Source organism: Janthinobacterium aestuarii (genome assembly GCF_046113285.1).
Taxonomy (GTDB): Bacteria; Pseudomonadota; Gammaproteobacteria; order Burkholderiales; family Burkholderiaceae_D; genus Janthinobacterium.
The window spans coordinates 4,590,154-4,614,117 of sequence record NZ_CP142524.1; the positions used below are offsets into that span (position 1 = coordinate 4,590,154).

A 23,964-nucleotide genomic window follows, 5' to 3' on the forward strand; every position below is an offset into this window, starting at 1 on the left:
ACGAGCAGTACGGCTATCTGGTGCCACGCGTCAAGACCGCCTGCAGCCTGTAACGGAATTACTTCAGCGCGGGGATCGGCTGCGCCTGGAACGCGGGGCGCGGCTGTTCCTTGAGCTTTTTCGCCAGCATGTCGAGCGCCACATCCAGCTGGCGGTCGGCGCCATTGAAGGTGGCGTGCGGCGGATTTTCCACCTCGACGTCCGGCACCACGCCCACGCCTTCGATCAGCCACTGGCCGTCGATGCCGAACTGGCCGTTTTCCGCCACGCGCGCCATGCCGTTATCGGCCAGGCGCGTATTGTCGCTCAGCCAGACGCCGGCGCCGGCCGTGCGCTTGCCCACCAGCGGCGCCAGTTTCAATGCCTTGATGCCTGCGGCGAAGGTCTCGCCATCGGAATACGTGAGTTCATCGACCAGCACGACCAGATGGCCGCGGAAGGTGTTCTGCATGTTCGACGACGGCTGCACGCCCGGCGGCGCCCAGTAGGCCCAGGCCTTGCGCAGCAGTTTTTCGATGATCCAGCTGTCGATATTGCCGCCGTTATTGCGCCGCACATCGATGATCAGGCCTTCGCGGTTGATGTTGGCGTAAAAATCGCGCGCGAACGAGGCGATGTCGTTGGCGCCCATGGCGCGCAGGTGCAGGTAGCCGATGCGCCCCTGCGAGGCGGCGGCCACCTGCTCGGCGCGGCTCAATTCCCAGTCGCCATAACGCAGCGCCGTCTGTTTCGCCATGTTGACGGGCGTGACGATGACGGCGCGCGGCGCGCCCTTGCCATGACCGCGTTTGACCTGCAGCAGCACCTGCTTGTCGGCCTGGTTCAGCAGCAGGTCGCTGATGTCGCGCACGCCCAGGACGTCCTTGCCGTTGACGGCCGTGATCACGTCGCCCTCCTTCACATCCACTTCGGGCCGCGACAGCGGTGCGCGCGCCGAGGGCAGTTCCGCCTCGCTGCGGTAGACATGCTCGACCCGGTAGCCCTCGCTGGTGCGCGCCAGCACGGCGCCCAGGCCGGCCGGCGCGCCTTCCTGCTCCGTGCGGCGCAATTCGCCGGGACGGATCTGCGAATGCAGGGCGCCCACTTCGGCCACCATCATGCCCAGCACGTCATTGAGCTCGGCCCGGTCCGTGACCCGCTCGACCAGCGGCGCATACTTGTCGCGCGCCGCCTTCCAGTCCACGCCGCGCATCTTCGCGTCGTACAGGAAATCGCGGTGCAAGCGCCAGGCATCGTTGAACATCTGCTTCCATTCCAGGCGCGGGTTCGACACAAACGTCCAGTCGTCGACTTTTACTTTCGCCTTCGACAGGTCGGCCGGCAGCTTGGCGCCCGCCTCGATCACCAGCATCTCGCCCGGGCCTGTGGCTGCCGCGCTGGTTGCTGTCCTGTAGTACAAATGCTTTTTATCTTGCGCCAGGTCGAATTCGCGCACATTGGCCACCAGCAGTTCCGGCTTGGAGCCGGTATTGCCAATCGCTAAGGTCTTCAGGCTGGACTTGTTCTCGCCGCTGTCGCGCTCGAGGAAATACAGGCGCTTGTCATCGATGGCCAGCGCACTGTAATTGCCGGCCGCTAGCGGCACTTCGTACAGGCGCTCGGCCAGTCCCTTGAAGACGACGTCCGGCAGGGCGGCCGGCGTTTTCTTCACGGCCGACTTGCCGCTGGCCTTTTCCAATGCCTTTTCCGCCGCCGATTCGGCCGCCTTTTCATCGTCCGTTTCGGCCGGTTTCACTCCCGGACGGCTCAGTTCATCGTCGGGCTGGAACGGGAAACGGTTGCCCGGCTGCAGCGCCAGCGCATACACGCCGATGCGCTTGTCGAACACGGGGCCCATGTTGCGATCGCCCCAGGGCGAGCCATTGGCCAGCTGAAAATTGCGCGCCGACATGAAATACAGCCAGCGCCCGTCCGGCGAAAACACGGGCGAGCCGGAGGTATAGCGGTCGCTGGTGACGAACTGCAGCTGCTTCGATGCCAGGTTGTACAAGCCGATCTGCTCGCGCTGCTCGTTGCTTGCCACGCGCACGATGGCCAGGTTGCGGCTGTCGGGCGACCATTGCACTTCGTCGTGCTTGTCCACGCCCGCCTTGCCCGCATCGTCGATCAGCTGATTGCCCCTGGTCGCCAGGTCCAGCAACCAGAAACGGCCCTTCTTGTCCGTGTGCGCCAGCCAACGCCCGTCCGGCGACGGATACAGCTTCCAGCGGTGATTATCTCCCTGCGTCGTCAGCTGCTCGCCCTTGCCCGAGCCGTCGGCCGCGTACTTCCAGATTTCGTTTTCTCCGCTCGTGTCGACGATGGCGAACACGGATTTCTCGTCGCTGGAAAAGACGGCATCGCGCGCCCGCGCTCCATCGGGAATGGCGATGTCGACCCGGCGCAGGCTGCCCGTGCCGGCGATGCTGACCTTGCCGCGCGCCGTCAGGATGATGCGCTCGTCCTTGCCCGATAGCTGCACGTTCGAGAGGGTGTCGAGCGGCGAGCGGATCTGGCGCGCGCGCTGCTGGTCGAAGTCGGAGACAAGGCTGATCGGCAATGGCGATGAATCCGTCCCTGCGACCAGGTCCAGCACCCGCAGGTCTGCGCCCAATTGATACACAATCTTGCCGTCGCCCAGCTGCGCGTTGCGCACGTCCCACTGCGTGTGGCTGGTCAAGGCACGGCGGTCGGAGCCGTCGGGCAGCATGCTCCACAGATTGTCGCTGCCGCCCTCGTCGCTGATGTAATACACGCGGCCCTGCCACCACATGGGGCGCTTGTTGTTGCCTGCCAAAACGCCGGCATCCGTGTGCATGCGCACGGCCTCGCCCTTGCCGTCGAGCTCATAGCGCCACAAGGTGGCATGCGCGCCGCCCCGGTAGTTGCGCACATTGTCATTCGTCATGGCCAGGCCGAAACGCGTGAAGAACAGGGTCTTGCCCGCGTCGTCGAGCACGGCGTCGTTGGCGTCGGCCACGGGAAACACGCGCCGCGTCTGTTTCACGGGATCGATGGCGGCGACGATGCGGCGCGAGGCGGGACCGTCCGTATTTTGCGTGCTGACCAGCACCTCGCCCTGCGCCGTCCAGCCCAGCACCAGCACGCCGCCATTGTCAAAGGAAATACGGCGCGGCAAGCCGCCGGCCAGCGGCATCACATACGCTTCCTGCGCCCCTTCATAAGCGGCGGAAAACGCCAGCCACTGGCCGTCGCGAGAAATCGCCGCGTTCGTTTCATAGCCGGGATGCGTGGTCAGACGCTGGGCCGCGCCACCGCGCAGATTGCTTTTCCACAAATCGCCTTCGGCCGTGAAGACGACGGTATCGCCGCGCACGGCGGGAAAGCGGAAATAACTGCCGGCGGGCGCGGCAGCGGCGGCGTTGCCCAGCAAGCCGGCGGACAACAGGAGCAAGGAGAGATTGCGGGAAATTTTCATGTGGCATCCAGATAGCGGTCAGGTGGCATGGACATCATGTCGATACCGGACAGCAATTCTGGCATAACTACGACCAAAGAAAACCTTCTTAAAACCTTCTTTATTGCCCATAAAAACGTAAAAAAACCCGCGCCACTTGCGTGGGCGGGTTTTTCGTTGACGGCAGGAAGCTTACTCGACTTCCACCGTTTCCGGTGCTGCCGTCGGCGCCGCGTCTGGCGGTTCCGGGAATTCCAGCAAGACCTGGTCCTTGTCGTCGAGGTCGACGGTGACCCGTCCGCCAGTGACCAGGCGGCCGAACAGCAGTTCGTCGGCCAGCGCCTTGCGGATCATGTCCTGGATCAAACGCGCCATCGGCCGCGCGCCCATCAGCGGATCGAAACCTTTCTTGCCGAGGAAAGCACGCAGCTTCTCGGTAAATACGGCTTCGACCTTTTTCTCGTGCAACTGCTCTTCCAGTTGCATGAGGAACTTGTCGACCACGCGCAGGATGATTTCCTGGTCCAGCGCGCGGAAACTGATGGTCGCGTCGATGCGGTTGCGGAACTCCGGCGTGAACATGCGCTTGATGTCGGCCATCTCGTCGCCGGCCTGCTTCGAATTGGTGAAGCCGATCGACGTCTTTTGCAAGCTTTCCGCGCCCGCATTCGTCGTCATGATGATGATCACGTTGCGGAAATCGGCTTTGCGGCCATTGTTGTCCGTCAAGGTGCCATGGTCCATGACTTGCAGCAGGATATTGAAAATGTCCGGATGGGCTTTTTCAATTTCATCGAGCAGCAAGACCGCATGCGGCTTCTTGGTGATCGCTTCCGTCAGCAAGCCGCCCTGGTCGAAACCGACATAGCCCGGCGGCGCGCCGATCAGGCGGCTGACGGCGTGGCGCTCCATGTATTCGGACATGTCGAAACGGATCAGCTCGATACCGAGGATGAAGGCCAGCTGTTTCGCCACCTCGGTCTTGCCGACGCCGGTCGGACCGGAGAACAGGAAGGAGCCGATCGGCTTGTCCGTCTTGCCCAGGCCGGCACGGGCCATCTTGATGGCCGAGGCCAGCGCATCGATGGCGGGATCTTGCCCAAACACGACATTGCGCAAGTCGCGGTCGATCGTCTGCAGCTTGCTGCGGTCGTCCTGGTTGACCGTTTGCGGCGGAATGCGGGCGATCTTGGCGATGATGTCCTCGATCTCGGCCTTGCCGATGGTTTTCTTTTGCTTCGACTTCGGCAGGATGCGCTGCGCCGCGCCCGCTTCATCGATGACGTCGATCGCCTTGTCGGGCAGATGGCGGTCGTTGATGAAGCGCGCCGCCAGTTCGGCCGCCGTCGACAGGGCCGAAGCCGAGTATTTCACGCCATGGTGCTCTTCGAAGCGCGATTTGAGGCCGCGCAAGATCTGCACGGTTTGCTCGACGGTCGGCTCGTTGACGTCCACTTTCTGGAAGCGGCGGGAGAGCGCATGGTCCTTCTCGAACACGCCGCGGAATTCCGTGTACGTGGTCGCGCCGATGCACTTCAATTGACCGTTGGCCAGTGCCGGTTTCAGCAGGTTGGACGCATCAAGGGTACCGCCCGACGCCGAGCCCGCACCGATGATGGTGTGGATCTCGTCGATGAACAGGATGCCGTTCGGATTGTCCTTCAACTGTTTCAGCACGGCTTTCAGGCGCTGCTCGAAGTCGCCGCGGTATTTGGTACCGGCCAGCAAGGCGCCCATGTCCAGCGAATACACGACGGCATTCTGCAGGATTTCCGGCACATCGCTTTGCGTGATGCGGTAAGCGAGGCCTTCGGCGATGGCCGTCTTGCCCACGCCCGCCTCGCCGACCAGCAGCGGATTGTTCTTGCGGCGGCGGCACAGGATCTGGATCACGCGGTCGACTTCTTCCTCGCGCCCGATCAGCGGGTCGATCTTGCCTTCGGCAGCGGCCTTGTTCAGGTTTTGCGTGAACTGGTCGAGCGGGCTTTCCTTCGGCTGGCCGTCGACGGGCGCTTCTTCCACGCCTTCGGAGGCTTTCGCGCTTTCCGTCGACTGGTCCTTGCGCACGCCGTGCGAGATGAAATTGACCACGTCCAGGCGTGTCACGCCCTGCTGGTGCAGGTAGTAGACCGCATGCGAATCCTTTTCGCCGAAGATGGCCACCAGCACATTGGCGCCCGTGACTTCCTTCTTGCCGTTCGAGGCGGACTGCACGTGCATGATGGCGCGCTGAATCACGCGCTGGAAACCAAGCGTCGGCTGGGTGTCGACTTCGCCCGTGCCAGGCACGGTCGGCGTGTTATCGCCGATGAAATTGGTGAGGGTCTTGCGCAGGTCTTCTATATTGACCGCGCAGGCACGCAATACCTCGGCAGCGGAGGGATTGTCCAGCAGTGCCAGCAGTAAATGCTCAACCGTGATGAATTCGTGCCGTGCCTGCCGAGCTTCGACAAACGCCATGTGCAAACTTACTTCTAATTCCTGCGCAATCATACTTCCTCCATCACGCACTGCAGGGGGTGCCCCGCCTTGCGCGCATGCGTTAAAACGAACTCCACTTTGGTACACGCTATATCTTTAGAGAACACGCCGCACACTCCTTTGCCGTAGCGATGAACACTGAGCATGATTTGCGTCGCCGTTTCACGGTCCTTGTTGAAATACTCCTGAATGATGGCCACCACAAATTCCATCGGGGTGTAGTCGTCATTGAGCAAGGCTACCTGATAGAGCGGCGGCGGCTTCAGCACTTGCCGCTCCAGCAGGGTTTCTGAGTCGTGCTTGGTTGCCATACGCTTATTCTAATGCTTTCACAGTGGTTGTCATGCGCAATATCTACGCCTTTCCAATTGTTTTCAATCTTACGCGTTTTCTTAATAGTGCGCAGATGGCGACCTTGCTGTCAAAATCAAGAGTTGCTTTTTTGGTCGTCGTGAAGAATTTGTCAATATCGATGGAAAAGCGCTTGACTTCATTATTTATTCCGCCAACAATGCTGTATCGACTGTTGCAGTAATGTACAGCTTGATAAGAAGTGAGACGTCGAGGAGGGGGCAAGAAGCTTCTTGCTTTTATGGCTCGTGTGATTTGTTTTAATTTTGAAAGTTCTTTTTATGGCAACAGGTACAGTTAAGTGGTTCAATGATTCCAAAGGTTTTGGCTTCATCACTCCAGATGATGGCGGCGAAGATTTGTTTGCTCATTTCTCCGCAATCAACATGAACGGTTTCAAGACCCTCAAAGAAGGTCAAAAAGTTCAATTCGAAGTCACGCAAGGCCCTAAAGGCAAGCAAGCTTCCAACATCCAAGCAGCCTAAGCATCGCCGGCCCTCAGATGTGAAAAGCCCCGTTGTCAAACGGGGTTTTTTTTCGTCCGCAGGGTGCGCAGCACCCTGCCCCCGCTTATTACATGTGCTCGATCATCACGTCGCCGAAACCGGAACACGACACTTGCGTCGCGCCTTCCATCAGGCGGGCGAAATCGTAGGTGACGCGCTTCGAGGCGATCGACTTTTGCATCGAAGAAATGATCAGGTCGGCCGCTTCCAGCCAGCCCATGTGGCGCAGCATCATTTCCGCCGACAGGATCAGCGAACCGGGGTTCACGTAATCCTTGCCCGCGTACTTCGGCGCCGTGCCGTGCGTCGCCTCGAACATGGCGACGGAATCGGACAGGTTGGCGCCCGGCGCGATGCCGATGCCGCCCACTTGCGCCGCCAGCGCGTCGGAAATGTAATCGCCGTTCAGATTCAGGGTGGCGATGACGCTGTATTCGGCCGGACGCAGCAAAATCTGTTGCAGGAACGCGTCAGCGATCGAATCCTTGACGATGATGTCGCGGCCCGTCTTCGGATTCTTGAACTTGCACCATGGGCCGCCATCGATCAGCTCGGCGCCGAATTCCTTTTGCGCAAGCGCATACGCCCAGTCGCGGAAACCGCCTTCCGTGTATTTCATGATGTTACCTTTGTGCACGATCGTCACGGAAGGCTTGTCATTGTCGATCGCGTACTGGATGGCCTTGCGCACGAGGCGCTCCGTGCCTTCGATGGACACGGGCTTGATGCCCAGGCCCGACGTGGCCGGGAAGCGGATTTTCGTCACGCCCATTTCATTGACGAGGAAATCCATCAGTTTCTTCGCTTCGGGCGAACCCTGCTGGTATTCGATGCCGGCGTAGATATCTTCCGAGTTTTCGCGGAAAATCACCATGTCCGTCTTTTCCGGCTCTTTCACGGGCGACGGCACGCCTGTGAAGTAGCGCACGGGACGCAGGCAGACGTACAGGTCGAGCTGCTGGCGCAGGGCCACGTTCAGCGAGCGGATGCCGCCGCCGACGGGCGTCGTCAGCGGGCCCTTGATGGAGACCACGTAATCTTTCAGCACTTGCAAGGTTTCTTCCGGCAGCCACACATCGGGGCCGTACACATTCGTCGATTTCTCGCCCGCGTAGATTTCCATCCAGCTGATCTTGCGCGCGCCGCCGTAGGCCTTGGCCACGGCAGCGTCGATCACCTTGATCATGACCGGGCTGATATCGATGCCCGTGCCATCGCCTTCAATGAAGGGAACGATGGGATTATCTGGTACATTCAGCGAAAAATCGGCGTTGACGGTGATTTTTTGGCCGTCAGCAGGTACAGTGATATGTTGATACATCGTGATCTCCGAAGTGGGACACACCGCTGGCGGGTAACACTGGCCGGCGACGCGCTCTGCGGTTGCAGAGTTTACAAAAACAAGTCCGAACAGGGCGGCAATAACGCACTTTAGCAGGGAAAGAACAGCCGGGCCATCTGCGGCGCCAAAGAACTTCGTTGCCATATCGCCCATGTCTTCTATAAGACATAAGACTAACGTTTCACATTATGCACCAGTATCTTACAGGGCGCCACGCTTTTGCGGCGCCGACCAGCAGCCACCCTCGTTTGCATCAATTTATCCAGCATGCCACTCATTCTCTTCAATAAACCATTCCAGGTCCTGTGCCAGTTTTCGCCGCAGGAAGGCCGCGCCACCCTGGCCGACCACCTCACCATTCCCGGCATCTATCCGGCCGGCCGGCTCGACGCCGACAGCGAAGGCTTGCTGCTGCTGACGGACGACGGCCGCCTGCAGCACGAGATCAGCCACCCGGACCGCAAGGAAGCGAAAACCTATCTGGTGCAGGTCGATGGCGTGCCCGACGCGGCCAGCCTGGCGCGCCTGCAGGCGCCGCTGGACCTGGGCGACTTCATCACCAAGCCGTGCAAGGCCGTGCGCATCGCCGAGCCCGACTGGCTGTGGCCGCGCAACCCGCCGATCCGCGCGCGCGCCGACAAGCCCACCTCCTGGCTGGCGATCACTTTAAAAGAAGGAAAAAACCGGCAAGTGCGGCGCATGACGGCGGCCGTCGGCCTGCCCACCCTGCGCCTGGTGCGCAGCGCCATCGGCCCGTTTTCTCTGGCCAGCCACCCGCTGATGCCCGGCGAATGGTGCGAAGTGCCGGCCGAGAACATTGGGAAAACGTGAACGGCACAAGAAAAACGGTTTTCCTTGCTAAAATTTTGCCAATAAGCACTATTTATTTTTAGATAATGCATTAAAATCATCTGACCTTCACATGACGGAAAGGAAAGATGATGACAAAAGTAATATTCACGCTGGCCGCCTCCCTGCTTGCCGGCGCCGCACTGGCCCAGTCGGGCGCCCAGGTGCACGCTTCCGCCGCGACCGATGCCGTCAAGCCGCCACCCGCATCGGCAGCCAGCCAGGCTTCGGCCGCCACCGATGCCAGCAAGCCCGTGCCGCCGGCGTCGGCTTCCGTCAACGCGTCCGCCGCGACGGACGCGTCGCGCCTGATTCCCCAGGCGCGCAAGACGAAGCAGCCGGCCGCTGAAACAGGCAAGCCGGTGAAATAACGGTCGTTCCCGGGGTGACGGCAGCGACTATGTTGCTGTCACCCCACGCTTTTGGCGCGGCCAGACCGCATGCTTGACCAGGCGGCCGCCAGCATGGCTTAATCGCCGCTTCGCAGTCATCCATCCCGTCCCATGAAAAATCCCCTTCGCCGTCTCTGCCTGTCCATCGCCCTGCTGTCTTGCGCCAGCATGGTCCAGGCGCAAACAAAAAGCGTGCAGCTGTCGGCCGGCATGCATTTGATCCAGGCGGAAGTGGCGGCGACAGAAGAGCAACGCGAACAGGGATTGATGTACCGTGAAAAAATGCCGGCGAATGCGGGCATGCTGTTTGTCTTTGGCAATCCCTCGACGCAATGCATGTGGATGAAAAACACGCCGCTGCCCCTGTCGGTGGCCTTTCTCGATGCCAGCGGCAAGATCGTCAACATCGAAGACATGCAGCCGCATACGCTCGACAGCCATTGCTCCACGAAGACCGTGCCCGTGCGCTATGCGCTGGAAATGCACCTGGGCTGGTTCAAGCAAAAGAACATCAAGCCGGGCATGAGCATCGGCAACTTGCCAGCGCTGCGCTAGCCCGTGGCGGCCGGCAGCAAGGCGCTGCCGGAAAACGACTGCCGCGGATGGCTGAAAAAGCATGCGCGCACGGGAAAAAACCCGCCAGAACGAATCTGCGGGTTTTTGCTTTTCAACCAGTGCCAGCGTACCGGCACAGGCAAGGCCACCGTGGTGGCTTGCCTGCTGGCGAATATTAAGCGGACAGTGCTTTCAAAGCAGCTGCCAGACGGCTCTTATGGCGAGCTGCCTTATTTTTGTGGATGATCTTCTTGTCAGCGATACGGTCGATGGTCGACACGGATGCCTGGAAGATTGCAGCAGCAGCTGCCTTGTCGCCGCCCTGAATCGCTTTGCGAGCAGCTTTGATAGCCGTGCGCAAGGTCGAACGTTGGGACGAATTGTGTGCGTTTTGCTTAACTGCTTGACGAGCGCGTTTGCGCGCTTGTGCGGTATTTGCCATGGAATTTCCTAAAACAGGGTCAAAGTGCGTTTGCAAACATTAGTGTTTGCCAACCGGTGCGTTCTGTGCGTCTGCCGAACCATGTGTGCCAAACCAGTGCCTGTCAAACATTAGTGTCTGCGTAACAGAATTCTGTACAGCCTTCGATTATAGCGATATTTTCAAGCGGGGGCAAATCAAAAAACCGTGTATCACGCCAAAAACACCTGAAAATGGGGCTGGCAAGGGCGAATGCGCAGCGAATCGGCAGCGTTTGTTACCATATTTTAAGCGTTTAACGGTACCGCGCCCGGCTATAATCTGCCCCCATGAACTTGCTTAAAACCCTCGCCGCCATTTCCAGCATGACCATGCTGTCCCGTGTAACCGGATTATTGCGCGAAAGCCTGTTCGCGCGCGCCTTTGGCGCCGGCGCCTACACGGACGCTTTCATTGTTGCCTTCCGCATCCCCAACCTGTTGCGCCGATTGTTTGCCGAGGGGGCGTTCTCGCAAGCGTTCGTGCCGATCTTGTCTGAATACAAGAACCAGCACGGCCAGGAAGCGAGCAAGCAATTGGCCGACCATGTGGCCACGACCCTCGTCTGGGCCACCCTGCTCGTGTCCGCCATCGGCATCGTCGGCGCGCCGTGGTTCGTCTACGTGATCGCCACGGGCCTGTCCAAGGACCCGGGCGCTTTTGACGCGGCCGTGTGGATGACGCGGCTGATGTTCCCTTATATTACCTGCATGTCGTTCGTGGCCCTGGCCGGCGGCATCTTGAATACCTGGCGCGAATTCAAGATTCCCGCGTTCACGCCAGTGCTGCTGAACCTGTCCTTCATCGCCGCCTCGCTGTTCCTCGCGCCATACTTGAAACAGCCGATCTACGCCATGGCCATCGCCGTGTTCGCCGGCGGCCTGCTGCAGGTGGCCATCCAGATTCCCGCGCTGATCAAGATCGGCATGCTGCCGCGGCTGTCGATCAATCCCGCCATCGGCCTGGCCGACGGCGGCGTGCGCCGCGTGCTGAAAAAGATGGGCCCGGCCGTGTTCGCCGTGTCTGCTGCGCAGATCAGCCTGATGATCAACACGAGCATCGCCTCGCGCCTGGCCGAAGGCAGTATTTCCTGGCTGTCGTATGCGGACCGCCTGATGGAGTTCCCGACCGCCATGCTGGGCGTGGCCCTGGGCACCATCTTGCTGCCCAGCCTGTCGAAAGCGAACGTGGACGGCGACAAGACGGAATACTCGGCCTTGCTGGACTGGGGCTTGCGTTTGACTTTCCTGCTGGCCCTGCCCGCCGCCGTCGGCATGGCGACCCTGGCCACGCCGCTGATCGCCACTCTCTTCCACTACGGCAAGTTCACGGCCGAATCCGTCACCATGTCGACGCAGCCGCTGGTGGCCTACAGCCTGGGCCTGATCGGCATCATCCTCGTCAAAACCCTGGCGCCCGCCTTCTATGCGCGCCAGGACATCCGCACGCCCGTGAAAATCGCCATCGGCGTGCTGATCGCCACGCAGCTGATGAATCTGCTGTTCGTGCCCTACATCGCCGTGGCCGGCCTGGCCCTGTCGATCGGCCTGGGCGCCTGCCTGAATGCCAGTTTCCTGTACTGGGGCTTGCGCAAGCGCGGCATCTACCAGCCGAAACCGGGCTGGGCCAAATTCTTCGCGCGCCTGCTGCCGGCACTCATTGTGATGGGCGGCGTGGCGTATGCTGGCGCCATGCGCATCGACTGGATCGCCATGCAAGCCCATCCGCTGCTGCGGGCCGGTGCGCTGGCCCTGGTGGTGGCCCTGTGCGGCGTGGCGTACTTTGCCACCTTGTTCCTCGTTGGCTTCCGCTTCCGCGACTTCAAGCGCCACGCGTGACAAGCTGCGCAGGACGTTGTTGCCGGCGTCTCGCCGTACTGGCGTACTGTCTTCGACTTGGCGCCTAGTCCTGCGCAGCTTGTCCAGATTGCGCAGGACGTTGATGCCGGCGTCTCGCGTACTCGCGTACTGTCTTCGACTTGGCGCCTGGGCCTGCGCAGCTTTTCCCGATTGCGCAGGACGTTGATGCCGGCGTCTCGCCGTACTCGCGTACTGTCTTCGACTTGGCACCTGGTCCTGCGCAGCTTGTCCAGATTGCGCAGGATGTTGTTGCCGGCGTACTGCCTTGCACAAATGATCCAGACGAAAAAAAACCCGCCGGAGCGGGTTTTTTTCATTGCAGCGAAAGCTTAAGCAGCTTTCTTGGCGCGGCGGCGTGCCACGGCGCCAACCAATGCCAGGCCGCCCAGCAGCATGCCATAGGTTTCTGGTTCTGGTACTGGCAGGGCCGAAACCGTGCCTACGTACTGCACATTTTTCACCAGGGTCAGACCCGTGACTTGCACCGTGTAGGTGCCAGCGGCCAATTCGCCTGCCCAGCTCAGATTCTGGATACCGCTAGCCGTGCTCTTGGCCAGGTCGCCATAGCCGACCAGGGTAGCGGCGAAATCCTTGATCGCGCCGTTAGCAACGGAGAACGTTTGCAGTGCACCGAACGAAGTCGACGATGGAGCCAGCAACTGGAAGGTCCACGAATCATTGATCTGCGAATTGATCGCGAACTTGGTCGTGAAAGCCGACAGGGTATCGGAACCGGCTGGGTCCAGAATGCCCAGGTCGTAGGTTGCTGCCGACGCGCTGAACGATGCTGCTGCCATGATGCCTGCAGCGATAAATTTCAATTTCATAGCTTATCCCTTAAAAAGTAATCTATGGCTGCAATGCGCAGGCCACCAATAGTTTATTAGTACCGGAAGTACTGAACAGAATGGTAACATAATTGCATTGAATTACTTATAAATTTTTTATCTAAGTTTCACCAAGGATAACTATTTTCGAAATGAACTATTTGCCAGTATCTATGAATTTCCAGGGAAAAATAGTTACCGAGGCATACATTTATTTTTTCCATGTTTTAAGGTAAAACCGTCTATTCGGCAGTGTTTTCGGCGGAATTTTGCGGTTCAAGCTGTTCATTTGGCTCTGGTGGCGTTTGTTCTTGCGGTGGGGTAACAGGGCGAAAAAACAACGGTGACGCGGGCAAGGCGGGCGCGATGCTGTCCTCATCACTCGCTGGCACAGCTGCCGGTCCCGCAGACGGCACGGATGACACCCGTGCATCGACCATGAAGCGCCATTCCGAGAAATGCGCCTTGCCTTCGAAGCCGGCGAACCGGGCCTCGAAGTTGCCAACCTTTAATGGCGCAGCCTGGGACAGGCTGTACACGCCGATGATGCCGTTGCTGCCCGGCTGATACAGCAAGCCCCACTCGGCGCGGCCCGTGATGGGATCGACAAACAACTTGCGCAGGTGCCGGCGCAGCTGGGGCGTACGGGGATCGCGCAGCAAGGCGGCCAGGGTCGGCGGCTGTTGCGGCTGGCCCGGCGGCGTGGCCGCCGCATAACTGTACAGGGCGTCTGAAAACTGCGCGCCGATATCGAGCAATTCCTGCTCGGCCGCCTGGCGCTGCAGCAAGGAGCCCATCTTCAGCCCGGCCGCCCCTACCAGGCCCAGAATAGCCACCAGAATGATCAGGCCCAGGTAAGTAAAACCGCACTGGCGGCGCGCAGAACGGTACATGGCCGCTACCAGTCGGCGAACGGCGTGCCGCTGCGGTCCTTGCCGGGCGCGCCGCTTTTCACGTCATACACCTGGCCCGGCGTGTCGTCCGGTGGCGGCACGATCAGCCAGCTGCTGTCGCTGTCCGTGATGGGATCGATGGGCATGGCGCGCAGGTATTTCTTTTCCACCAGTTGCTCCAGCGAATCGGGGTAGCGCCCCGTATCGCCGTGGAACTGGTCGATGGTGGTGCGCAGGTTGCGCAAGTTATCGGCCAGCACGGTTTCCTTCGCCTTGTCGAGACTGGGAAAGTAGCGCGGCACGGCCAGGGTCAGCAGCAGCGCCACGATGCCGAGCACCACCAGCAATTCGATCAGGGTAAAGCCGCGCCTGCGGCGTGGGGCGTTTTCAGCGGGCATGGTTCACCATAAACGGTAAGGCACGTTGTTCAAGCCCGTCTTGCCGGATGTGCAATACACATCGTAGACATCGTCGCCCTCGCGCGGCTCGGCCGCTTCGCTGGCGTAGCTGCGCTTGCCCCACGTTTGCGCGTCGCTCAGACCAGCGTCGCCGTTGAACGGGTCGCGCGGCACGCGGCGCAGGAAAAACAGTTTGCTGCGCTTCGGGTTGCGCTGGTCCGGCACGCCCTCGACCAGCAGTTCCAGGCTTTTCGGATAACCGCTGGCGTCGGGCGCGCGCAGGATGCGGCCCTCGTCGCCAGCCCGTTTATAGGCGTCGAGCCCCTGGCGGATGTCGCGCAGCGCGCGCCGCAATTCCTGCTCCTGGCGCCGCTGCACCGTCACCTGCGTGACGGGGATCACCAGGGTGGCCAGCACGCCCAGGATGGCCAGGGTCACCAGCAGTTCGATCAGGGTGAATCCGCCGTGCGCGCGCGTCACGCTCATTTGGCGGGCGGCGGCACCACCGGCACCGGCTGGCTCGACGACAGCGGCAAGGGTGCCGCCTGCAGCGGTACGGGCTGGCCCGACGATATCGGCAAAGGCGACGCGACCGGCTCGGGCGACGACGCCACTTCCGGCGCCGCCACGCTCTGCGGCAAGGTCGATGGCACCTGGCCCGGCGTCATCATCGGCTGCGCCGGCGCTGGCTGCATGCCGACGGCCGACGGGCCGGAACGCACGATGACCGTGCCCGGCATCTGCGTGGGCGCCTTGGCCGCCATGTCGGGACGGCGGCGGAAGCTGCCTTCCGTGCCGGCCGAGAATTCCGATTCCTTCGCTTCCGGACGCTGCACGGTGCGCACCAGGTGCGGCGTGATCGACAGCACGATTTCCGTCTTCTGGCTGTCGTCCTTGCTGCTGCCGAACAGCCGTCCCAGCACGGGGATGTCGCCCAGGCCCGGCACCTTGTTGCCCGAGCTGCGCTCCTCATTGTTGATCAGGCCCGCCAGCACCTGGTTTTCGCCATCCTTCAATTGCAGCATGGTCGAGGCCTGGCGCGTGCCGATCTGATACAGGGTCGAGCCGCTGCGGGTGGTGGTGGCCGCCCCCAGGTTGCTCACTTCGAGCGAAATGCGGATGCCCACTTCATTGTTCAAATAGATGGTCGGCTCGGCGTTCACCGTCAAGCCCACGTCCAGGTAACTGATCGACTCGGAAGCGAAGCCGCCCGTGCCCGGCGAAATGGTGGTGGTCACCACGGGCACCCTGTCGCCGATGACGAACTTCGCCTTTTCCCGGTTGCGCACGCGGATGCGCGGATTGGCCAGGATATTCGCGTCGCCATCCGTCTTCTTGGCATTCGCCGTCACGGACAGGTCGCTCACGCCGATGGTGCGCTGGTTCAGGTTATTCAGGTCGTTGATGGTCAGCCCCACGCCGCCCGAGGTGGAAAGTGGCGTCAGGGTCAGGCTCGATGGCCAGGCCACGCCCAGTTCCATCAGGCGGCTGCGCTTGACTTCGAGGATTTCCAGCTCCAGCACCACTTCCGCCTCGGGTACGTCCTGCAGCGCGATCAGGCGCTCGGCCAGGCGGATCGCCTCGGGCGTGTCGCGCACGATGACGAGGTTGAGCTTTTCATCGGCCACCACGTCGCGCGTCTTCAAAATCGTCTTGAGCGTGTTGGCCACCTGCTTGGCGTCCGCGTTCGCCAGGAAGAAGGTCTTTACCAGCACTTCCTGGTACTCCTTCAATTTTGCCGCCACGTTCGGGTAGATCAAAATCGTGTTCGCATCCATCACCTGCTGCTCCAGCTGATTCGTCACCAGCAGGAAGTAGACGGCCGATTCCACCGTACTGTTTTTCAGGAAGATCGAGGTTTTCGCGTCCGCCTTGACGTCCTTGTCGAAGACGAAATTGAGTCCCGAGCGGCGCGCGATCAGCTCGAACACCTGTTTTAACGGCGCGTCGCGGAACTCGATCGTGATCGGCTGCTTGTACGATTTGGCCAGGCCCGATTCGACCACGGGCGGCGCCGTTTTTTCATCGACCTCGCGCAGCAGCGCGCGCGCGCCGGCGTGATTCGGCTGCTCCGTGAGGATGGCGTTCAGGCGCTGGCGCGCGGGGTCGTAGCGCTTGGCGTCAAGATCCTTCTGCGCTTCGGCCAGCAGCTTGCCCTGGCGCTGCTCGCGTTCGAGCGCGCGCAAGCCGCTGCTGGCGCGTTCGTTCTGCGCATCGATTTCCAGCACGCTCATGAAGGAGGTGCGCGCCAGGTCGCCCTGTCCCGCCTGCGCCTGGCGCTCGGCCTGCTGCAAGCGGCTGCTGGTGGCCCGTTCGCGCGCCTGCAGATACGCGCTGCGGTATTGCGCGTTGCCGGGGTCCTGCTGCAGCGCCTCCTGCAGTTTTTGCAGGCCGGCCGGGATCTGATCTTGCGCAATCAGCTCGCGCCCGTCGCGGTAAGCTTGCTGCCCCGCGCAGCCGGACAGCAGCACCAGCAACGCCAGCAAAGGCGCCGGTGAAAAGGAACGAGACATCACTCGAGTACTCCAATGTTGAGCTGCTGAACCTGGTTCAACGGCAGATAGGTGAGCGTCATGACGGGCGGCGCGATCGTCACGACCTTGTAGGCGCCATCGATGACGGTATTGGCGCGCACGATATACGTCTTGTCGGCGCGCGACAAAAACACTTCCCAGGCACCGTCGGCGGCCGCCTTGCCCAGGTAGACGAAGGGCAGCGGCGGCGCCGTCGGCGGCGGTGGCGGCGGCGCAGCCGTCACCGCCGTTTTCGGCGGCGGCGGATTCCAGTTCTGGCTCTGGAAGACAGCGCCGGCGCCGCCAAAGGTGTCGCCATCCTCGCCCGCCACTTCGCTGCGCGGCAGCAGGGCCAGGATGGCCGGCTGCGCTGCCTCCGCTTTGCCGGCCGGCTTACGCGCGGGCGCGACGGCCCGCTCCACCGCCTCGGCCACGTCGGCCACGGGCTGGCGCTCGCCGAACAGCAGCAAGGCGCCCGCGCCCAGCACGCCGGCCAGCATGAGCCAATGGCGCAGGGTCATGGTGTTTCTCCCGCAACGCCAGGCGTATCGGTCAGATAGAAGGTCAGGCGCAGGCGCGCCTCGAGTTGCGTATCGGCGATCTGCTCGCGGCGAAAACTCAGTTCGTCGAGCGAGGCAAAGGGGACGGCGCGCAGCGCTTGCAGCGCGAACTGCCATACGGCCGCATAACTGCCCTTCAGCGGCAAGGTCACCTGCCAGGTGGCGACACGGCTGGCCTTGTCGTAGCCGCTCTTGTATTCGCCCTGCGTTAGCAGCAAGCCGTTTTTCGCGGCCAGGTCGAACAGCTGCTTGACCTGCTGCTCCGCGTGGCGCTGCTGTCCCAGGATGGCATAAAAGCGGGCCAGGTTCTCGCTGGCCGTCGCCGGCGGCGCCAAGGCCGCCACGGCCAGCGCCGGCTGCGGCAAGGGCCGCGCTTCCAGCTGCGCCGCCACGGCGCGCTGCTGCCAGGCCCATGCCCAGGCGGCGATCCCCAGTGCGAGCAAAAGCACGGCCAGGCAGGCGGGCACGCCCAGGCGACGCAGCAGCAGTTGCGCGCGCAGGCGCAAGATATTGATATCGATGGCCGTCATGGCGTACCCCAGCGCGCTTCGAGCTGGAAGCGCAAGGGCTTGTTCGGATCGAGCGCGTTGATTTCATGGCGCAGCAGCTGCACGCGGGAGCCGAACAGCTCCTGCTGCTTCAATTGCGCGATGTAGGCCACCATGGCGTCGCTGCCGGTCGTTTCGGCCGTGATCTTCAGCACACGCTTGCGCGCGTCCGGCTCCAGCGCCAGCAGCGCGATGGCGGGCGGCGTGGCGCTGGCCAGCGCATCCTGCAGGTCGCGCCACGGCAGGTTCAATTGCAGGATGGCCGCATTCACGGCCGCCGCCTGCGCCGGTGCGATGGCCATTTGCGGCGCAGGCGCCGGGCCCAGCGTGGCGGCCAGCACGCGTTGCTGCGCGCGCTGCAACTGCCCCTCGCGCAGCTGCTGGCGCTGCAGCGCAGCGCTGCCGCTGTACGCCGCCGTGACGACCAGCACCATGCCCAGCGCCCCCGCGCCCCATGCCCAGGCGGGCACGCGGTGCAGGCTGCGGCGCCAGCCGGGCGGCGCGAAATCGATATCGAGGCGCGTCATGCCACGCCTCCGCTACGCGCCAGCCGGGCGGCCGGCGACAAGGCGCCTTCCGCGTCCGGCGTGGAAAAAACCTGGCAGTGGAACTCTTGTGTCGGCGTCAGCCATGCGGGCGGCGGCGTGCCGCACAGCTGCAGCAGCGCCGGTGCGGTCACGCCTTGCAGCAGCGCCTCGCGCGCCAGCGTCTGCACCAGCCAGTCCCTGCCGGCACCAGCCGGCACGGGCAGCGCGCGCACGGCGCACAGGCGGCCATCGTGCCGCACGCCCAGGGTCAAGGCGTTTTCCTGCAACTGGCCGAACCAGGCGCCCGGTTTCAATGCGCCGTGCCAGCGGTTCCAGTGGCGCGCGAATTGCGGCGTAATAAAAATCAGAGCCAGCTTGCGTTCGGCCGCCACGCGCGTCAGCTGCGCCAGCAGCGCACGCGGCACGGCGCAGAAAAACGGCATGCGCGCATCCCAGGCACTGCTGCTGTGCCACAGGCCGGGCGCATCGCCATACAGCGACTGGAAGCGCAGCGCGGCGGCCGCCTCGATGTCGGCCAGACGCGCGGCGCCCTGCGGCAGGTCCACCTGCCACAGGCGCGCCAAAGCGTCGTCGAGCACCACGGACAGGGGCCAGCCCGCGTATTGGTCCGCCGGCAGCAGCCGCTCCAGCAACTGCGCCAGCGCCTGGCCCAGGGCGGAAAAATCGCCATGCAGGCCATGAGCGGCGTCCGGCACATACGCGGCTTCGCCCAACGGCGTCCAGGCGGGCGCGCGCCAGCGGCTGCCGCGCCACAAGCTCAAGCCATCCGCCGCCACGCCCAGGCGCAATCCCTGTCCAAATCTCCCAAATCTCAACTTCGCAAAACCGCTACGCATGCAGGGTGACCCTCTTGATTTCCGTGATGGTGGTGGCGCCCCGCTTGACCAGTTCCAGCGCCGCCAGGCGCAGGCTGCGCGTGCCGTTCGCATACGCGGCCGCCTTGATCTGGCGGATCGGTTTTTTATCGACGATCAGTTCGCGGATTTCATCGGTCAGCACGAGAATCTCGGCGATCGAGCGGCGTCCCTTGTAGCCCGTTCCGCGGCAGTCGCCGCAGCCCTTGCCCTGCTTGAATTCATAGCCTGCCACGTCGGCGCGCGCCAGGCCCACGCTGGCCAGCTCCGCGTCGTCGGGCGTGTACTCCGCCGCGCAATGGGGGCAGTTGGTGCGGATCAGGCGCTGTGCCCAGATGCCATTCAGGGCCGAGACGAAGGCATACGGATCGATGCCCATGTGGGTAAAGCGGCCAAAAACGTCGAACACATTATTCGCATGCACGGTGGTGAGCACCAGATGGCCCGTGAGGGCCGATTGCACGGCGATTTCCGCCGTCTCGCGGTCGCGGATCTCGCCCACCATGATTTTATCGGGGTCGTGGCGCAGGATCGAGCGCAAGCCCTTGGCAAAGGTCAGCCCCTTCTTTTCATTCACGGGGATTTGCAGGATGCCGGGCAGCTGGTATTCGACGGGGTCCTCGATGGTGATGATCTTTTCGCGCCCGTTATGGATTTCCGTCAGCGCCGCGTACAAGGTCGTCGTCTTGCCCGACCCCGTGGGGCCGGTGACGAGCAGCATGCCGTAGGCTTCCTGGGCCAGCGCGCGCAGGGCTTCGAGCGACGGCGCGTCAAAGCCCAGCGCTTCCAGGGTCAGCGCGCCGTAGGCCTCGATCATGGCGCGCTTGTCGAGGATGCGGATGACGGCGTCCTCGCCATGGATGCTGGGCATGATGGAGACGCGCAAATCGATTTCGCGCCCGCCCGCCTCGACGCGGAAGCTGCCGTCCTGCGGCACGCGGCGCTCGGCGATATCGAGTTCGGCCAGCACTTTCAGGCGCGAGATGATGTGCTCGGCCACTTCGATGCCGTTGACGGACGTGGCGTGATCGAGCACGCCGTCGACGCGGTATTTGACGGCCAGGCCGCCGGCCGTGCTTTCCAGGTGGATGTCCGAGGCGCCCGCCTTCAGGGCGTCATACAGGGTCGAGTTGACCAGCTTGACGGCGGGGCTGGCCGCTTCCGACACGCTGGCGAAGGACAGCACGGCCGCCGTCTTGCCATCGCGCCGCGCGTCGGTGGCGGCGCCGGGCAGCAGGCTGTCGACGGCGCGCGCCGATTCTTCCTGCTTCGACAGGTAGGCGCCGATGTCGGCCTGCAGCGCCAGGCGCACGTGCAACACGCCCTGCCCCGCGCGCGCGCTCAGCCAGGTTTGCAGGTCGAGGTCGAAGGGGTCGGCGATCACACCCAGCAGCTGTCCGTCGGCGCCGCGCAGCAGCACGCTGTGGCGCGCCAGTGCCTGCGACAGGGGCAGCACATCGAAGGCGGGAGACAAGGCCAGCATGTCGGCCGTTTCCAGCACGTCCAGGCCGAACGGGCGCGCCAGTGCGCGCACCACGGCGCGCGCCTCGATGCCGCTCAGCTCCTGCAATTCCTCGACCAGGCTGCGCTTCGATTGCCGGCTCAGGATGCGCGCATGCTGCAGCAGCGCGGGGTCGATGGCCGCGATGGCCGCGGTGGATTCGGCTGCGGATGGCATCATGAAATGTCGCCGGCAAGGTCAAAGATGGGCATGTACAGCAGGATCACGATGGCGCCCACGACGAGGCCGATGGCGGCCATCAGCAAGGGTTCGAAGGTGCGCGTAAACCGGTCGATCCAGCGGCTGATTTCACCGTCATAAAAGGCGGCCGACTGCGTCAGCATGGGCCCCATGTCGCCCGTGCGCTCGCCCACGCGCAGCATGCGCAGGGAAATCGGCGTCGTCAATTGATGTTGCTCAAACGCTGACGACAGCGGCTGGCCCGCCTCGATGGCGCCGCGCGCGCCTTGCAAGGAGGCCTGCATGCCCGGCGAGACCATCGCTTGCACGGTGGCAATCGCCTGCACGATGGTAATGCCCCCTTCGGCCAGCATGCCCAGGGTCAGGTACAGACGCGACAGTTCATAGATGCGCACGCGCTCGCCGATGCCCGGCAACTTCGCCAGCAGGCGCGCCACGCCGCCATGGCGCAGCGCGCGCCGCACGGCAGTGAACACGCCGCTGCCGGTGATCAGCAGCCCGAGCAACAGCAGCACGCCATGCTGCGTGACGAATTGCCCCCAGCTGAGCATCACTTGCGACATCCACGGCAGATTGCGCCCGGCGCCCTGGTAGACCTCGGCGAAACGGGGCACCACATAGCTGATCAGAAAGGCGCTGACGCCGCCGCCCACGGCCAGCAAAATAGTCGGATAGATGGCGGCGCTGACGATTTTACTGCGCACCGTATCGATGCGCTGCTGGTAGTCGATGTAGCGCGACAGCGCGCGCGGCAAGTCGCTCGTGCCCTCGGCCGCCTTGACGATGCCGATATACAAGGGGGGAAACAGTTCGGCCTGCTCTGCCAGCACGGCGGAAAAGCGTTTGCCTTCGCGCAAGCCTTCCAGCAGACGCGTGAGCACGCTGCGCGTGGCCGGCGACGCTTCCTTTTCCAGCAAGGCTTCCAGCGCTTCGACGATGCCCAGGCCCGCTTGCAGCAGCGCCAGCAATTCCTGGCTGAACAGCAGCAGGGGCAAGGCCCGCGCGCGCTGGCGCCCGGCCGCGCTGAACGGCGTGGCGCGCACGGGGCGGATGGCGCTGACGAACAGGCCGCGCGCCTCGGCCTGGCGGCGCGCGTCCGCCTCGTCGCGGCCGTCGATCACGCACGTCGTCAGGGTAGCAACGGCCTGGTCCGTGGAAAGCGCGCGTACTTCAAACTGCATGATGGCTTGTCCGTAGGAAAAAGAATGGCGCTGGCGTTATTGCGAGCTGATGTCGGCGTTTTCGCCGCTGCCGCCGGGCTGGCCATCCTTGCCCATCGAGACGATGTCGTACTCGCCCTTGCTGCCGGGCGCGCGGTATTGATACGCATGGCCCCAGGGGTCGAGCGGCACGGCTTTTTTCAGATAGGGGCCATTCCAGCGCGTGCCGGCGGCGGGCGGCGCGGCCAGCAGCGCGGCCAGGCCTTCTTCCGTGGTCGGATAGCGGCCCACGTCGAGGCGGTAGGTGTCGAGCGATTTTTCAAACGCCTCGATCTGCGCCTTGGCCACCGTCACTTCGGATTTGCCCAGCTGGGCGAAATACTTGGGGCCGACATACGCGGCCAGCAAGCCGATGATCACGATGACCACCAGCAGTTCGAGCAAGGTAAAGCCGCGCGCATGGCGCGTTGCCGCAAGGTTCTGCCTGTGTGCTGCATGCATCCGGTAACTCCTTATTGCCTACCTTCAATACATTGCGTCGCTGTGCGCGGCGGATGGCCACGCACGGGCGACACGCGCTTGCCTGATGCTTATCAGCCTACCATGCCGGTTATGGTTAATACAATCTTTTCTTTGCTCTGTGAACAACAAATTCCTGCGGAAACCATCCAGTGTGTACGAAAGGGCCACGGCGCCGCGCGCGCCTGACTGGCTAGTCAATTATTCAACTATTTTCAATGCGGAAACTATCTACTTTTGGTTGTCAAACCATAGTAAATGATGAATTTTATTCATTCATTATTTGTAACTTTCAAATTAAATTTGAAAGAATATCAAACAATGTAATTGCCTCTTTTGCTATAGTAAAAATCAATTTTCTACGCATGGGTCCGCATTGATCCTATCCGGCCGCGCAGGAGAGAGCATCCAAGACAGCATCCAAGACGCAAAACATATTGCATCCGACATAATCACCAAGGGAAAATTCATGACTCGTATTGTGCATCCGAAGGCAACTGCCGCAGCAAGTCCTTTCTCGGCCAAGCAGTGGACCGGCGCCGCCATCCTGGCCCTGTCCGCCGCCTGGGCTCCCGCCGCCGTCGCGGACGTGATCAACTTCGATAATCTCGACAGCCAGTTCGTCGGCCACGGCGACTCGCTGGAATTCAAAAATTTCCTGCTGACGGGCCTCTCAAATGCCGACGGCGCCAGTAATGGCGACCTGGTCGGCGCAGTCTTCGACGGCACGGACCCGGCCGCCTGCGGCATGGCGTGCCCGACCAACAATACGAGCAATTACTATGCGGCCCTCAACGACGGCATCGTCTACCTGGACCCGCTGAAGACGGGCGGCAGCGTCAGCCTGCAAGGTTTCGATGCCAGCTTCATCGGCTATGCCCAGGGCGTCACCTATCCGGCCGTGGCCGGCCTGCTGCGCGTGCAAGGCTTCTATGCGGACGGCTCTTACATGTATGAAACGTACCAGCTGGGCGGCCCGCTCGGCGGCAACTTCCAGTTCCAGCGCTACAACACCAGCGCCAACTTCGGCAGCCAGCAGTTCGCGTCGCTGGCCTTCTTCGGTTTCACTTGCAACACGGCCGGCAGTTGCAACGCCTTCAACAGCAACAAGGGCCAGTTTGCGCTCGACAATATCGTCGCCTCGGTACCGGAGCCATCGACCTACGCGATGCTGCTGCTGGGCCTGGCAGGCATCGGTTTCGCGGCGCGCCGTCGCCAGCAAGCCTGATTTATCCCTTTCGATTCCCGCT

At 62.5% G+C, this 23,964-nt stretch carries 23 protein-coding genes; 6 read left to right on the forward strand and 17 right to left on the reverse strand.

The annotated features are described in order from the left end of the window. Nucleotides 1-58: 58 nt before the first annotated feature. The 3 genes from OX462_RS20570 to clpS form a co-directional block, all read right to left on the reverse strand. Nucleotides 59-3,418 (reverse strand): S41 family peptidase, encoded by a 3,360-nt coding sequence (locus OX462_RS20570; protein WP_409026946.1) that lies wholly within the window; start codon nucleotides 3,416-3,418, stop codon nucleotides 59-61. Nucleotides 3,419-3,589: 171 nt separating this feature from the next. Continuing rightward, nucleotides 3,590-5,890, reverse strand: a complete 2,301-nt coding sequence (clpA, locus tag OX462_RS20575) for an ATP-dependent Clp protease ATP-binding subunit ClpA (protein ID WP_034751575.1) — start codon at nucleotides 5,888-5,890, stop codon at nucleotides 3,590-3,592. Beyond that, nucleotides 5,887-6,189, reverse strand: a complete 303-nt coding sequence (gene clpS / locus OX462_RS20580) for an ATP-dependent Clp protease adapter ClpS (RefSeq protein WP_070221390.1) — start codon at nucleotides 6,187-6,189, stop codon at nucleotides 5,887-5,889. Before clpS ends, clpA begins: the two co-directional genes overlap by 4 nt. A gap of 321 nt (nucleotides 6,190-6,510) precedes the next feature. On the opposite strand from clpS, the gene OX462_RS20585 reads away from it, so the two are divergent. Continuing rightward, complete coding sequence (locus OX462_RS20585) at nucleotides 6,511-6,714, forward strand: transcription antiterminator/RNA stability regulator CspE (protein WP_010395943.1); 204 nt, start codon at nucleotides 6,511-6,513, stop codon at nucleotides 6,712-6,714. Between the two features lie 88 nt (nucleotides 6,715-6,802). Here OX462_RS20585 and icd read toward each other — a convergent pair whose 3' ends face one another. Continuing rightward, nucleotides 6,803-8,056, reverse strand: coding sequence for an NADP-dependent isocitrate dehydrogenase (icd, locus tag OX462_RS20590; RefSeq protein WP_070221389.1), 1,254 nt, complete (start codon nucleotides 8,054-8,056; stop codon nucleotides 6,803-6,805). Nucleotides 8,057-8,344: 288 nt separating this feature from the next. On the opposite strand from icd, the gene OX462_RS20595 reads away from it, so the two are divergent. The 3 genes from OX462_RS20595 to OX462_RS20605 all read left to right on the forward strand — a co-directional run bounded on the left by OX462_RS20595 (nucleotide 8,345) and on the right by OX462_RS20605 (nucleotide 9,873). After that, nucleotides 8,345-8,908, forward strand: coding sequence for a pseudouridine synthase (locus OX462_RS20595; RefSeq protein ID WP_070312115.1), 564 nt, complete (start codon nucleotides 8,345-8,347; stop codon nucleotides 8,906-8,908). A 107-nt stretch (nucleotides 8,909-9,015) separates the two neighbouring features. Then, complete coding sequence (locus OX462_RS20600; protein ID WP_139143060.1) at nucleotides 9,016-9,297, forward strand: hypothetical protein; 282 nt, start codon at nucleotides 9,016-9,018, stop codon at nucleotides 9,295-9,297. A 132-nt stretch (nucleotides 9,298-9,429) separates the two neighbouring features. Next, nucleotides 9,430-9,873 (forward strand): DUF192 domain-containing protein, encoded by a 444-nt coding sequence (locus tag OX462_RS20605; RefSeq protein WP_070221386.1) that lies wholly within the window; start codon nucleotides 9,430-9,432, stop codon nucleotides 9,871-9,873. Nucleotides 9,874-10,048: 175 nt separating this feature from the next. Here OX462_RS20605 and rpsT read toward each other — a convergent pair whose 3' ends face one another. After that, nucleotides 10,049-10,315 (reverse strand): 30S ribosomal protein S20, encoded by a 267-nt coding sequence (gene rpsT / locus OX462_RS20610; protein ID WP_010395935.1) that lies wholly within the window; start codon nucleotides 10,313-10,315, stop codon nucleotides 10,049-10,051. A 308-nt stretch (nucleotides 10,316-10,623) separates the two neighbouring features. Between rpsT and murJ the strand changes: the two genes are divergently transcribed. After that, nucleotides 10,624-12,171, forward strand: coding sequence for a murein biosynthesis integral membrane protein MurJ (gene murJ / locus OX462_RS20615; protein ID WP_409026947.1), 1,548 nt, complete (start codon nucleotides 10,624-10,626; stop codon nucleotides 12,169-12,171). Between the two features lie 350 nt (nucleotides 12,172-12,521). Here the strand turns inward: murJ and OX462_RS20620 are convergent, their stop codons facing one another. The 12 genes from OX462_RS20620 to gspG all read right to left on the reverse strand — a co-directional run bounded on the left by OX462_RS20620 (nucleotide 12,522) and on the right by gspG (nucleotide 22,696). After that, entirely contained in the window at nucleotides 12,522-13,019 is a 498-nt protein-coding gene (locus OX462_RS20620; protein WP_070221384.1) for an FxDxF family PEP-CTERM protein, read from the reverse strand. A 242-nt stretch (nucleotides 13,020-13,261) separates the two neighbouring features. Continuing rightward, entirely contained in the window at nucleotides 13,262-13,912 is a 651-nt protein-coding gene (locus tag OX462_RS20625) for a type II secretion system protein (protein WP_409026948.1), read from the reverse strand. 5 nt (nucleotides 13,913-13,917) lie between these two features. Next, nucleotides 13,918-14,310 carry a type II secretion system protein gene (locus tag OX462_RS20630; RefSeq protein ID WP_230504027.1) on the reverse strand — a complete coding sequence of 131 codons (393 nt, stop codon included), beginning with the start codon at nucleotides 14,308-14,310 and terminating at the stop codon, nucleotides 13,918-13,920. Between the two features lie 3 nt (nucleotides 14,311-14,313). Continuing rightward, nucleotides 14,314-14,796, reverse strand: a complete 483-nt coding sequence (locus OX462_RS20635; RefSeq protein ID WP_409026949.1) for a type II secretion system protein — start codon at nucleotides 14,794-14,796, stop codon at nucleotides 14,314-14,316. Further along, nucleotides 14,793-16,823, reverse strand: coding sequence for a secretin GspD/PilQ domain-containing protein (locus tag OX462_RS20640; RefSeq protein ID WP_409028771.1), 2,031 nt, complete (start codon nucleotides 16,821-16,823; stop codon nucleotides 14,793-14,795). Before OX462_RS20640 ends, OX462_RS20635 begins: the two co-directional genes overlap by 4 nt. Continuing rightward, the gene (locus OX462_RS20645; protein ID WP_409026950.1) at nucleotides 16,823-17,344 is read right to left on the reverse strand and encodes a hypothetical protein; all 522 of its coding nucleotides are present in this window, start codon (nucleotides 17,342-17,344) and stop codon (nucleotides 16,823-16,825) included. Before OX462_RS20645 ends, OX462_RS20640 begins: the two co-directional genes overlap by 1 nt. Continuing rightward, nucleotides 17,341-17,913, reverse strand: a complete 573-nt coding sequence (locus tag OX462_RS20650) for a hypothetical protein (protein ID WP_409026951.1) — start codon at nucleotides 17,911-17,913, stop codon at nucleotides 17,341-17,343. The genes OX462_RS20645 and OX462_RS20650 overlap by 4 nt, the downstream gene beginning before the upstream one ends. After that, complete coding sequence (locus OX462_RS20655) at nucleotides 17,910-18,458, reverse strand: ubiquitin family protein (protein ID WP_409026952.1); 549 nt, start codon at nucleotides 18,456-18,458, stop codon at nucleotides 17,910-17,912. Before OX462_RS20655 ends, OX462_RS20650 begins: the two co-directional genes overlap by 4 nt. Then, entirely contained in the window at nucleotides 18,455-19,240 is a 786-nt protein-coding gene (locus OX462_RS20660; RefSeq protein ID WP_409026953.1) for a hypothetical protein, read from the reverse strand. Before OX462_RS20660 ends, OX462_RS20655 begins: the two co-directional genes overlap by 4 nt. A 67-nt stretch (nucleotides 19,241-19,307) precedes the next feature. Then, the gene (locus OX462_RS20665; RefSeq protein WP_409026954.1) at nucleotides 19,308-21,014 is read right to left on the reverse strand and encodes a GspE/PulE family protein; all 1,707 of its coding nucleotides are present in this window, start codon (nucleotides 21,012-21,014) and stop codon (nucleotides 19,308-19,310) included. Continuing rightward, nucleotides 21,011-22,216 (reverse strand): type II secretion system F family protein, encoded by a 1,206-nt coding sequence (locus tag OX462_RS20670; RefSeq protein ID WP_409026955.1) that lies wholly within the window; start codon nucleotides 22,214-22,216, stop codon nucleotides 21,011-21,013. The genes OX462_RS20665 and OX462_RS20670 overlap by 4 nt, the downstream gene beginning before the upstream one ends. A gap of 36 nt (nucleotides 22,217-22,252) precedes the next feature. Next, nucleotides 22,253-22,696 carry a type II secretion system major pseudopilin GspG gene (gene gspG / locus OX462_RS20675; protein WP_034782166.1) on the reverse strand — a complete coding sequence of 148 codons (444 nt, stop codon included), beginning with the start codon at nucleotides 22,694-22,696 and terminating at the stop codon, nucleotides 22,253-22,255. Nucleotides 22,697-23,183: 487 nt separating this feature from the next. Here gspG and OX462_RS20680 point away from each other — a divergent pair, with 487 nt between their 5' ends. Next, nucleotides 23,184-23,942, forward strand: a complete 759-nt coding sequence (locus OX462_RS20680; RefSeq protein ID WP_409026956.1) for an NF038120 family PEP-CTERM protein — start codon at nucleotides 23,184-23,186, stop codon at nucleotides 23,940-23,942. Nucleotides 23,943-23,964 lie beyond the last annotated feature (22 nt).